Origin of the sequence: Nostoc sp. (assembly GCF_036919815.1) — a bacterium.
Taxonomy (GTDB): domain Bacteria; phylum Cyanobacteriota; class Cyanobacteriia; order Cyanobacteriales; family Nostocaceae; genus Nostoc.
On the sequence record NZ_JBALCE010000039.1, the window covers coordinates 1 to 12,025 of the forward strand.

At 40.5% G+C, this 12,025-nt stretch carries 11 protein-coding genes and 2 pseudogenes; 5 read left to right on the plus strand and 8 right to left on the minus strand.

Annotation, left to right across the window (positions count from 1 at the left end):
• Positions 1–19: 19 nt before the first annotated feature.
• From V7K15_RS10580 to V7K15_RS10605, 6 genes and pseudogenes are all read right to left on the minus strand, one after another.
• Positions 20–850 carry an RAMP superfamily CRISPR-associated protein gene (locus V7K15_RS10580; RefSeq protein ID WP_334905456.1) on the minus strand — a complete coding sequence of 277 codons (831 nt, stop codon included), beginning with the start codon at positions 848–850 and terminating at the stop codon, positions 20–22.
• Positions 847–1,170, minus strand: coding sequence for a hypothetical protein (locus V7K15_RS10585; protein ID WP_334905458.1), 324 nt, complete (start codon positions 1,168–1,170; stop codon positions 847–849). Before V7K15_RS10585 ends, V7K15_RS10580 begins: the two co-directional genes overlap by 4 nt.
• 224 nt (positions 1,171–1,394) lie before the next feature.
• A complete protein-coding gene (locus V7K15_RS10590; RefSeq protein ID WP_334905459.1) occupies positions 1,395–2,342 on the minus strand; it encodes an RAMP superfamily CRISPR-associated protein in 948 nt (315 codons plus the stop codon).
• Positions 2,343–2,373: 31 nt separating this feature from the next.
• Positions 2,374–2,994 (minus strand): annotated as a pseudogene (locus V7K15_RS10595) (hypothetical protein).
• Between the two features lie 19 nt (positions 2,995–3,013).
• Positions 3,014–3,574, minus strand: a pseudogene (gene csx7 / locus V7K15_RS10600) (type III CRISPR-associated RAMP protein Csx7); the annotation flags it as partial.
• 98 nt (positions 3,575–3,672) lie between these two features.
• Positions 3,673–5,028 (minus strand): GTPase family protein, encoded by a 1,356-nt coding sequence (locus V7K15_RS10605; protein ID WP_334905460.1) that lies wholly within the window; start codon positions 5,026–5,028, stop codon positions 3,673–3,675.
• A 10-nt stretch (positions 5,029–5,038) separates the two neighbouring features.
• On the opposite strand from V7K15_RS10605, the gene V7K15_RS10610 reads away from it, so the two are divergent.
• Together V7K15_RS10610 and V7K15_RS10615 are read left to right on the plus strand one after the other, a co-directional pair.
• Positions 5,039–5,305, plus strand: a complete 267-nt coding sequence (locus V7K15_RS10610; RefSeq protein ID WP_334905461.1) for a hypothetical protein — start codon at positions 5,039–5,041, stop codon at positions 5,303–5,305.
• 102 nt (positions 5,306–5,407) lie between these two features.
• A complete protein-coding gene (locus V7K15_RS10615) occupies positions 5,408–5,761 on the plus strand; it encodes a DUF433 domain-containing protein (protein ID WP_334905462.1) in 354 nt (117 codons plus the stop codon).
• 39 nt (positions 5,762–5,800) lie between these two features.
• On the opposite strand, the gene V7K15_RS10620 is transcribed toward V7K15_RS10615, so the two are convergent.
• Positions 5,801–8,434 (minus strand): AAA family ATPase, encoded by a 2,634-nt coding sequence (locus tag V7K15_RS10620; protein ID WP_334905463.1) that lies wholly within the window; start codon positions 8,432–8,434, stop codon positions 5,801–5,803.
• A gap of 246 nt (positions 8,435–8,680) precedes the next feature.
• A complete protein-coding gene (gene typA, locus V7K15_RS10625; RefSeq protein ID WP_334905464.1) occupies positions 8,681–10,471 on the minus strand; it encodes a translational GTPase TypA in 1,791 nt (596 codons plus the stop codon).
• A gap of 743 nt (positions 10,472–11,214) precedes the next feature.
• On the opposite strand from typA, the gene V7K15_RS29955 reads away from it, so the two are divergent.
• The 3 genes from V7K15_RS29955 to V7K15_RS10635 are packed head-to-tail and all read left to right on the plus strand — an operon-like array spanning position 11,215 to position 11,948.
• Positions 11,215–11,358: a type II toxin-antitoxin system antitoxin SocA domain-containing protein gene (locus tag V7K15_RS29955; protein ID WP_442949662.1), complete on the plus strand. Its 144-nt coding sequence runs from the start codon at positions 11,215–11,217 to the stop codon at positions 11,356–11,358.
• Positions 11,291–11,734, plus strand: a complete 444-nt coding sequence (locus tag V7K15_RS10630; protein ID WP_334905465.1) for a Panacea domain-containing protein — start codon at positions 11,291–11,293, stop codon at positions 11,732–11,734. Before V7K15_RS29955 ends, V7K15_RS10630 begins: the two co-directional genes overlap by 68 nt.
• Complete coding sequence (locus V7K15_RS10635) at positions 11,706–11,948, plus strand: hypothetical protein (RefSeq protein ID WP_334905466.1); 243 nt, start codon at positions 11,706–11,708, stop codon at positions 11,946–11,948. The genes V7K15_RS10630 and V7K15_RS10635 overlap by 29 nt, the downstream gene beginning before the upstream one ends.
• Positions 11,949–12,025 lie beyond the last annotated feature (77 nt).

A 12,025-nucleotide genomic window follows, 5' to 3' on the forward strand; every position in this document is an offset into this window, starting at 1 on the left:
ACCTGTAGTTCTTCGGTGATCAAAAGGATTTGCCCTCATCCCCCAACCCCGAATCCCAGATTTGGGATTCGGGGAGCCAGAATTTCAAAGTCCCTAACTCTTCTGGTAACAAATTCTTGAAGTTTAATTTAGTTTTGAAGATGTATTCTCTTCCTGCTTGCTGTACAGGAATACCAGAATTTTGCCCTTTATCAATTGCTATAATAGTGTTGTAGTAAAATTTACGTCCTGCAACCCTACCTTGAATAAAGTATGCACTACTTTCATCTGGACGGGGACGATATAACGAAGGCATAAATCCTGTAGAAAAGCCCATACTTTCACATTTGGCATCGTTGAAATGAAGCAAACCTTGCCAATTTAACGCACCGAATACTCTACTAGCTGGGCAAAGTTTTTCCTTATCATTACAAGGTAAACGCTGACTGGGATATTTATTATCCCTTTTATACTTAGAGGTAATTACTGCCAAAGTGCTGTTAGTAATTGCTTCATATACAGACCTAATGCACCCTTTGAGGGAACTACCTTGAATAGATAGCTTTTGGTCAACACCCTGCACCATTGTTTTGATTAAGGGAATGCGATCGCTGCCAATATCGCTACCCATGACAACTACTCCGGTGGAGACGTGGAGGGATGTCTGCACTTTTAGGGTAAGATATAGAGTGCCATGCAGGCGATCGCTAAAATATCTATGATGTCCAACAGGACGCTGTAAATTAGGGCGTTCTTTAGGAAAAGATACAAACTCATAAGGTTTCGGTGCAAGTTCCGGCGATGAACTCCCACCACTAGAACGGTTAGGTCTACTTGGTGGCTGAGGCCTTTGTGGACGATTACCAGTCATTTTTGGGCCGCCTCTTCTACGGTTAGAGCAACAAATTGCACAGCCGAGGTTTGATTATCTATAAAATAACGTTGAGCTAGTTTGGGCTTATTGTTCTTTTCTTGTTGCAGCCTAATGTCTAAACCATTTGGGAAAATCAGCTTTTTAGGAAATCGTGTTTCATCGGGACGATATCCATAAGCGGGATATCCATAAGATGGGAAAACTTTAGGATTACTAGGCTCAATTTTCCAAGCTTTTATTTCTTTACCTGCTTTTTTAATTGTTTCTTTGAGCGGAATAAAATCATCATGGTTGTCAGCAATTGTCAGTAACAACACTTCATAACACTCTTTACTTTTTTGCTTCCACCTCAATTCACATTCTTGATTAACATCTGCCCCTCAGTCATGGGGAAGTTAACTTCTGTAGGCGGCTGTTCTTGAATTCCACTAACTTTATGAGTCCAAAAGAAAATAGTAACTAGGTTCAGTTGCCAATTTTACGATTAACTCTAGCAATTTAGATACTGATAAATGCTCTTTTTTATAACCAATAAAAGGCTTCATTTTGACCCCACAAGTAGACTACTCCAAGACCTAACGCCTCGCTCAAATAAATCATGAACTGTACCTTCTCGCCAAGTGAGTTGCACACCAAAACCCAAATCCATTTCTTGTGCAGCAACAGGTGTATCTTGGCTATCTGGTTTGGCGAAACTATATAATTGTGCTTCTTCTGGTTCTAAAAATTCTCCAGCACCTAAGAGAAAAGTATGAGGCCATTGCTTTTGAATACCAAAGGTGTGAATTTGTTTATCTCTCAATTCACAACCTGGATATTGGACTACGGCTTGATTTAATTTCACCTGTACAGTACCCAAACCGCGAGATTTGGCAAAACCTAAACCAAACCAGCCATCATCCAAATCTCGCAATACTAAACCAATTAAACCTAATTGTGCCAAAGTGAAGTTTTTCAGATGAATTTTAGTATGGAATTCACCCGCAGTACAAACTTGATAATTGAACAAAGCCCCAGGAAGAGTAGTACCAAAGACTCTATCAATTGCTACGCCATTACGTTCTTCAATTCTGAGAGGCTGAGATTTATCAGGATATGCATCTTCAATTCTGACTCGGCTAGCAATAGAAGTATTACCAAACATTTGGTCTGTAAAACTAGAGAGTTTGTAAATATCTGGTGCTGATTTTTTCTGGAGATAATCGTACTTATCACTCAACGGATCGTTAGCCCAAAGTATATCCGAATTATTTGGATCGCGTCTGTCTTTACCCACGGTTCTAACAATACGTTCTGCATGGGCGCGGATTGCTCCTTTTAAACTGCTTCCTGGTAAATATATAGAACGTCCACCAGCATGATAGGTTTCTACAAATTCCATATCAGGCTTAATTTGATCGGCTCCTTCTTTACCAGATTTAATTAGAATTGGCCCGTCGGCAATTAAGGTTAAATAAATCGTGCAGTGATTAACAAATCGTTTGTGCATAAATAAATGGAGTAGAGATAAAGCCAAAATATTAAACAGCTACGAGATTATTAAGCTGCAATTCACATTGTTGAAATACGAAATTGACAACAGCAAAGAGTTTATCTAATTCATAAATTGTGTAAGGTAGAATATTTTTAGTAAAAACTTCTGCTTCTAGCTTGCCAAATTGCCATGAAGCTCCATTAGAAACAATACCAAAAATAATTATTTTTAATTCACAATTAAGCCTTTAAGCAGCAATCATTTCTGCTAAACATTGCGCCCAACCAGTTTCAAAGTTATCCTGTTTTGCTTCTACTAATATGAAGTATGGCTGATCAAATACCACTTTTCCTAAAGGGGATTTTTTAGCCAAAATGTACTCAGTAAAGCCTCATAACTTTTCATCATAATTTAATGAATGATGACCCCATAAAATGAACTGACTGCGGTAGCACTTCCAAACTTCTTTAAGGACTGGATAAATCATATTTTCACAAATAGAAAACTCTGAGTTATCAACAACACCGTCCCGCATCATAGTTTCTAAATCTTCACGGAAGTAGTCAGAGACATTAAACTCAGCTTCGCCTATGAAATTAGCTTCTGTATAGATAACCTGAAATGCTTTGAGGACTTCACCGATGGTTTTGTAACTACTGAAAGCCATATTAACCTCCTCAGGATTTTTATGTTGCTTCAACTGTGGAATTATTAGTTACATTCTCTCTTAAATGAGTGATAAGAGCATTAGTCCAAGTCTGCTTAGACTGCTTACCGTCTTTATAACTCGATATGTCATCAATTGTATTACTGCTGACTAATTCTTGTAAGTATGTCAGTAACTTTTCTGGGTCGTTGTTGACATCAAACCAGCGCATTTTGTCAATTTCTAGTTTAACGACACCCAAGCCACGCGATCGCCCCCCTCCAAGTGGTATTTGTTCTGTCTCAAACTGGTGCAAACCAATCATCAATAAACCCAATTCCCAAGGTTCTGCATTTTCTACGACAGCTTTAAAATCAAACTGTGTCGCAGCCGGAACTACTTGGAAATCGTAAAGTTTACCATCTGCGGCTGTTTCGGTGTCTCGATCAATTGCTACACCGTCTCTTTCTTGGTATTGTCCAAACCAGCTATCAGACACTATTGTTAAATCCCGGACTTGGAATTTGCTAGCAATCCAGGGAGAACCGAAGAGGTGAGAGACTAAATCTGTATGCTTGAGAATTTCAGCAGTCAACCCTTCAACACCCCATGAATGGCTCGATCATACAGGTGATTGGAAGAAGGTACTTATGTAAGAAATGCAGTGATTGTTTGCTTTGAAAAACGGATTATTGAGTCTTAACGTTTGATTCCCTTAAACCGTTGTTGCGCCACTTGAAACGCATCTTGCATCACGAATTGAATTTTCTCTTGATCGGGTTTCTTACCTCCCATTAAATCACCAAAGTAAACGCAGGCTGCTTCGCCTAATGCCCAGGTATAGGCGGCTGCCCAAGAGGCAGCGATCGCACTACCAAAACCTGGTATAAATTTAATTAACTCCCGGGCGATCGCCTGTGCTAAAAAACCACCTGCGATCGCACTCACAACGCCTCCCGCCTGGGATGGAGTAATTGTCTGCCCATATAATTTACCCAACAGACCCACCATTGATACTTGCAAGGCAGTGAGTACAGGCATTGTGGCAAATGGCAGAGGTACAGCCGCGAGGGTGGCAGACATAATCGCAAATGGCAAAATATAACGGCGTGCAGCATCTCGGTAAAGGTTGCCAATTTGCTTTCCAGCTTCTTCTTGATCTAATAGCTGATAAATCGCCTGGGCTTCTGCTTGTGGGAGTAGTTCTGCCAAAGAATCTCGCAGCGCTTCTAAGCCATAAAATACCGGCGTGTAGCCATCTTCTTCTAAGGTAAAGTCAATTAGTACAGAGCGAATCTCCTTCGGAGAGGCTTCGCCAACGCTTATTCCGAGGAAAGCTTGTTGCATTGCAGCAAATGCGCGGTTGACTTCCTGATAATCTGGCGGATAGGCGGGATGATCGACGGTATCACGAGGATAAACCTCATGCAAGCAGGTAACTACCAACAGACAGGGAATGTTTGGATACTGCTGGCGCAACTGTTGAGCAATTTGTCGTAGCGTCTCAGTTGCAAAATCATTGATTTTAACCGTCAGAAGCAGGATTCTAGCGGAATGAGTTTCCTGTTGTAAATCCCGAACTAACTCCTGAATAATTGCCTGAGTATCTTGTTTAACATCACCAAGTCCCACCGTATCAGTAAAAATTAGTAACGGCAGGTCATTAGAAGGATAGGCATAGCGCTGGGTGTGTTGCGTGTGGGGACGAAATCCCTGACCGACAATTTCGGCAGAAACTCCGGTCAATCCCCGCACAATAGAACTTTTTCCGGCTTGGGGTTTACCAATTAGCAGCGCTTCTGTAGTTGGGAGTTCCGCTCGAATTTTCGCTAAAATCTCTGCAACCTGATCCTCGCTCACACTAAACCATTCAACAACTGTCTGTCCCAGTTGTTCTACGGGTAAGAGTTGCGTTAGACGTGTTGTTGCTTTGTTCCAGACACCAGCAATGCGATTTGTCCAGGAATTATCGACCGACTTTGTTATAGTATCAGTCGGTTCACTCAATTGTTGAGAATCACTTAACGGTGAGTCAGCATTACGTTGCTCAGTCATTTCCATCCAAATGGTAGATAGAAGTAAAACTACATCCTGTCTATATTTATCCTACTGTGAAACTTGGTTCACCTGGACTGAATCAACTTATCCGGCATTGTTGAATTTGAGCATAAGTTCTAGAAACGTTGACAGGGTGCGAAACTGCGATCGTTTATTGGATATCTCACAGCAATGTGCTGATGCATCTCGTGCTACAGATACACGCTTACGGGTAGAACTGGAATCATTGCTTGGAACGGAGTATCGTATCGTGGCGCTGGGCGACTTGGATTAACAATCTTACAGCTATTTTCAGGTAAATAGACCACGCGGTAGGGTGTTGATCTAATTTTGTAAGAGCCAGGACTGCTGTGTATTATGAAATAATAAAACGGAGGTGGAAGATTCATTGATGCAGTTAGTCAGTCAGGAGCATATTGAAATCTCTTCTGATGTGCGGAGTGGAAAGCCCCGCATTGTCGGTACTCGCATTGCTGTAGAAGATGTGGCAGTGATGCATTTAAAGCTAGGATATTCCTTGGTAGAGATTGCCGGCAAGTATGACCTGTCACAAGCATCTGTTTACGCAGCAATGGCTTATTACTTTGATCACCGAGATGAGATTGATCGCCGCACAGTAGAAGAGGATGAGTTAGTTGAGGTACTGAAGCAAAATTATCCCTCGCGTTTTCAAGAGAAACTCCGACATTTGAGGAATAGTTACTTTAGTTTCCTAAAAAGTGATAATTAGATTCTCTCAAATAACTTGGCACAATGCGATCGCAGATTACTAGCGGGGGTTGGACTTCCTTCTTTTGTTGGAAGTTGGAGGATTACCAGAAACTTCAGTAGTTTTTTGGTCAGAGACGGTAGGTATTTCTTGCTCATTAACTAACTGTGCTTGCCCATCTACAATAAATTTATCCGTCTGTACTTCTTCAAGAACTTCTTCGGAAATAGCTGAATTCTCTGCTTCTGCCTCATCGGGAGTTTTTTCTTGACTCGCTAACAGCCCTGCATACTTTATCCTTTCTAAGCCCACCTGGAATCCAGTATAATCGTCAATCATTTTATTCATGTCAATATCAAGTTTGTAATCACGACGTAAATTTTGAATTTGGTTCTTAGTTGCTTCAATTTCCTTAATTGACTCATTCTGTATATTGCTCTCTAAAATTCCCTCAATCTCATCAAACAGAATAACGCCATCCTCACGTCTTGCAGAAATAGGATGACGTGCAATAAAGTCCTTCTTCAGACGGTCTATTTTTTGAGATAATCTTTCTTTAGTCAATATCTGTTGGGCAATACGCTGCATGATGTTCAACTTCTTAAACAAAATTTTGAAGTTCTGCTCAAAAATTCGTAGTGCATGGATTTCACGTTCATTCAGTAAATTTCGTTTTCCTGACCACTCATTAACTACTCGAATAACGTTTCGAGCAAAGCCAGCCTTACTAATTTTCAAGTCTTGAGCAAAAACGCTTTTTAGAGTTTGTTCTATAACATCAAGAATAGTTTTACCAAGCATATTGCTTGATATTAAATCTTCAGTCAAGAATAAAAGTTCAGTTTCTTCAAGTAGAATAAACTCTTGTAAATAAAGCTTTGTTGCTTGGATGCTAATTGGCAAAGGAATAATATCTTCTATTTCAATTTGTGCTGTTATATTGTCACTTTCAAAATAGAATTCTTCTTGAAGATCAGCAAGTTGAAGAATAAACTTCTCTTTAAGTAAAGGTCTTCTATGTTGACCTCCTTTACCTAATAAATCCTTCTTAGCATCATTCCCACTCTTATCACTGTCCAATAAAACGATGGCTGCGATTTCATCAGCGTGCCTTCCACAAGCTAGATAGACCATGTAGGGAATTTGTGAGGCTCCTCCCGAATCAACAATCGTGATTTGGTTTAAATCTAAAGTTTCTAAATTAGATACACCATTGGCTCGAAGATATATTGCAGATCCTGCAATGATGATTTGATCGCCAATACCTTCGACCATTAAATTACAATTACCAATGAAAACTGTTTCGCCTATATGAGGCCCAATCGAAGACCTTAGAGGTTCATAACGGTTTATGGCAAAATCTTTGACTACGCGTGTTCCTTCATCCTCATTTCCCTTCTGCAAGACCCGAATACGCTCAGAATGGTTCTTATCAATTAAAAAAGGAGAGTGAGTTACGTAGACTACCTGAATTGGATGAGTTAAATGTGAGCCTGGTTCGGGACTTGCGAACAAGTCAAATATTCTTAGTAAATCTTGTTGGGCTTGACTAGACAGGTAAGCATCTGGTTCGTCCATCAACAGTATCTCAGTTTTATTTGGATGAGGTTCATGAGATCGGTACTCAATATAGTAGCTGAGAAAGTATTGTAATCCTTGGCTTCTTTCATCAAATGAATATTCAGTTCCTGTCCTATCTGTTATGGTAAAAACTAAGTCATAGTCTCTTGCCATAACCTTTAGACCGAATTTCCGATCTTGAACCCAATAGTTAGGAAAGTTTAAATTAATGGCTAATTGCCGATTAATCCTCTCAATAATTCCATTTGCATAACCTTGCATTCCATCTTGAATTGCCTTAGCTAAATCAAGTAAAGCATTAGCATCAACTTGGCCAATTTTGCAGATTAATTTATAAGCTAAATTAAATCCGTTTTCTCTTCTTTCCTTGTTTTGTCCACGAAAATTCACTTCATCAAGTGCTGACATAATTGACTTGATTGCCGTAACTGCTTCAGAGTCAATTTCTTCCCTATTTTCACCCCAAAGAACGCGAACTTTAGTAATCAATTCTTGATTATCACTAAAAACATCAAGTGCATCTACTATTTTGTTTCTTTGTTCTCGATCCAGAAGTTCAAATTTTCTACCACCTAAATAATTCTCTTGACTCAACTGAACTAATTTTTTAATGGGAACGCTTGAAGGAAGCGCAATACTAGACTCAATTCTAAATGTTCTAGGAAGTAATTTGTATAACTCAATAACCTGTTTTTCATTAATTGGGTATGGTGTATACTCTCCTTTTTCAGGTAAATAAATCGTTAAACTATCAACATTATTACGAAATATGAAAAAATTCTCAATAATAGTATTCCGATGAATTTCTGGGATAATTTTTCTTAAGCTGTCCTGTTCAGGCTTCTTGAGATCAGCCCATTCAGAACCAAAATCAGGATACTTTAATTCATTCTGTTTAACTGTGAAAAAAGGAGAATAGCCGCAGAAATCACTCCGCTCAATATCTTTGCCGGATATAGCCTTTTCAATAGCACTTAACAAGTGAGATTTTCCAGATTCATTTGCACCAACAATTGTTGTAATTTTGGGATCAATGGAAACTTGAATATATGGGTAATAAGTATCACCTATCATTTCCCAATGTTTAGGTTTTCTATTCTCTTGTTTTCTCAAAAAGTCGTCATTGAAGGATTTATAGAAGCGGATGAAGACTGTCTTGAGATGCATAGGGTAAAATTTGATAGTACTATTGTGCCATTTGCGTAGCTTCCTCAGTTATAACAGTAGTCTGTGAGACATGTTATTACGTAGTCAAGCAGAATTCAGCAGAATTCAATGCATCACGGATGTAATGCAATCTAAATAACAAAATAAAAAGCCCACTGATGTGGGCTTTCTAAATCAATCAACTAATTAAACTTACCGTTTCGCCAACTTCTTCGACATCTTCCGCAGACGAATCGATTGGGGTGTAACTTCCACTAATTCATCAGACCCAATGTATTCCAAAGCACGCTCTAGGCTCATGTCTATCGGTGCTTGTAGTTGCACTAGTTCTTCACTACCAGCAGCCCGGTGGTTAGTTAACTGCTTGGTCTTACAGATATTTAGTTCCAAATCTTGGGAACGAGTGTGTTCTCCCACAATCATCCCTCTGTAAACCTTTGTGCCAGGAACAATAAAGAATGCTCCTCTATCTTCAGCATTTCTCATGGCGTAGAAGGTAGAAACGCCTTCTTCAAAGGAGATTAAAACGCCTTTGTTACGGGCTTCAATGTCGCCACTGAGTTGACGGTAGTCTAAGAAACTGTGATTCATGATGCCTTCGCCACGAGTCATCCGCATGAATTCACCCCGGAAACCAATCAAACCACGGGCGGGAATCACAAACTCTAGTTGGGTGCGATCGCCACTACCGGGTTGCATATCTTGCATTTCGCCTTTGCGTTGTCCCAAGCGTTCAATACAGCTACCCACACCATCAGCAGGAATGTCTAACACCAAAAGTTCAAAGGGTTCGCAAGGTTGACCGTTGATTTCGCGGTAAATTACCTGTGGCTGAGATACCTGAAACTCGAAACCTTCCCGGCGCATGGTTTCAATTAAGATACCCAAGTGGAGTTCTCCACGACCGGAAACGAGGAATTTATCAGGAGAATCGGTTTCTTCAACACGTAAAGCAACGTTGGTTTCAAGTTCGCGGAATAGGCGATCGCGTATTTGACGGGAAGTCACCAACTTACCTTCTTGACCTGCAAAGGGCGAATCATTCACGCAGAAGGCCATTTGCAAGGTTGGTTCATCCACTTTAATTAGTGGTAAAGCTTGCGGATCATTGGGGTCAGTAATCGTTTCCCCAATATAAGCATCAGCAAAACCAGCCACCGCGACAATATAACCTGCGGTTGCTTCTTCCATCTCTATCCGCTTCAGTCCATCAAAGCCCATCAATTTGGTAATTTTACCCTTTACAATAGTACCATTTTCTGTTACTAAAGCTGCTTGCTGTCCTGAGCGGATAGTACCGTTGTGAATTCTGCCAATGACAATCCGGCCTAGATATTCTGAATAATCTAGGGTTGTCACTTGCAATTGCAGAGGCTTATTGCTGTCGCCCACTGGTGGTGGAACGTGTTGCAGAATCGCGTTAAACAGGGGTTGCATATCTACCGATTCTGCTTCCAAGCTTTCTTTGGCGAAACCTGCCATACCGGAGGCAAACAGATAGGTAAAATCACACTGGTCTTCATCTGCCCCTAATTCCAAGAACAGATCCAAAACTTTATCAACAGCAACGTGGGGGTCAGTTTGTCCACGATCAATTTTGTTGATTACAACGATGGGGCGCAGCCCTTTTTCCAAAGCTTTTTTGAGTACAAAGCGGGTTTGGGGCATTGGGCCTTCGTTGGCATCGACAATCAGAAGACATCCGTCAACCATGCCGAGTACGCGTTCAACTTCGCCACCAAAGTCAGCGTGTCCAGGAGTATCAACAATATTGATTAGCGTTTCTTTGTAGCGAACTGCGGTATTTTTGGACAGGATAGTAATACCCCGTTCCCGTTCTAGGGCGTTGGAGTCCATAACGCAATCCGGAACGTCTTCGCCTTCGCGGAAAATGCCGGATTGTTTGAGGAGTGCGTCAACCAGGGTGGTTTTTCCGTGGTCAACGTGGGCGATAATGGCGACGTTGCGAATTGGGAGCGTCATAGAAGCTTTTGGTGAACTCTAGAGGGGGTTTTGAGATTTACATTTTAATGCTAGGCTGTTTTAACAGAATTAAGTATGATTAGCAAACTCTGTAAAGAACCTTTAATAATTATAGCGTAATCGTCACAATTGCGGTGAGGTTTATCAAGGCGGCATTGCGATCGCCTGAGTATATGTGCCCATAAAAGAGGTTCGGAAATATTTAGACTTGATGTTGGGTTTCACTACCCTTCGGGTGTCTACGTTCTACGCAACCTACGAATGATTAAATTCCATAGCCTTTTTGTGGTGTTCTGTATTTAATAGAACTTACGCATGAGTTACGGAATTAATGTAGACGCTTCGGCTTGCCGCAGGCTACCGCAGAGGCGCAGAGAAGCCAGTGCGTTGGGCGGGTTCCCCGACTTGTAGCAACTGGCGTGACACGGAGAAATCAGAGTTTGAGAGATATTTTGCGTAAGTCCTATTTAAGTACTCGACCAAACTAAAAATGAAGGGTGAAGACAAGTAGGGAAAACGGGGAGAGAATTAACCCTAATGTTGATGTAATGGATTAGTAGACTGACTTTAAATAGTAAGAATGTACTAACTCAATAGATTTAAACTAAAATATGTGTAAGGGATCATTAAAAATAGCTAAGATAGTTAACCAGTCTTAATTTGCGAGTCTGATTATGATTGATTGTCTAAATGTGGCTCGCTACTTCATTATCAGAGCTTACGAAGACTGTATAGAAGCAGAAATGACCAATATGAAGGTTCAAAAGCTTCTGTACTACGCGCAAAGCTTACATTTGGCGATCTATGATCAGCCATTGTTTGAAGCAGAAATACAAGCATTGGCGCTATGGCCCTGTTTGTCCTCCGGCTTACAGGTTTTACAGTGAATTTGAAGCTAAACAATTACCTATTCCTAGTCAAGAATTACTGTTAGAGATGGCTGAGGATAAAAGACAGCTTCTAGAAGAAGTATGGGAATATTTTGGTGGCTACCATGCTTATCAACTTAGTGGTATGACCCACTTGGAGTTTCCTTGGAAAAAGGCGCGTAAAGGTTTGCTACCTGAAGCTAGCTCAACTAAGCCAATTCTTCTTGAAGATTTGAAAGCATTGGGACATCAGAAACTAGACCAAATAGAACGTGACCATCCTGCTTATCAATTCGTAATGCGGGAAATTTTAAAGGGCGCTTGTACTTCGGAACCATCAACTCGTATTCGTCAAGGAGAAGTGCATGACTGGCTCAACTCCCTTCTCGATTGAAAAATCCGATAATTTCAACCGTTCTTTCAAAAAACTCGCAAAAGCCTACAGGTCGGATTTTGTTGAGTGTGTCGCAAAAGTTTTGGAAGATTTAATTGAAGATCAATATCCTATCAATTCTCGTAACGAACCTTTACCTGGAAAGATTGAATTACCTCAAGGATGGTCATTTCACAAGCTGGAGTTGAAGGTATCTAACTGGAGTTTAGACTAAAAGCGATAAGAGAGAACGCAAATCAAAAGGAATTAGAGGTTAAAAATATTATCTTGTCAGCCTTAAAGCATCCTGAC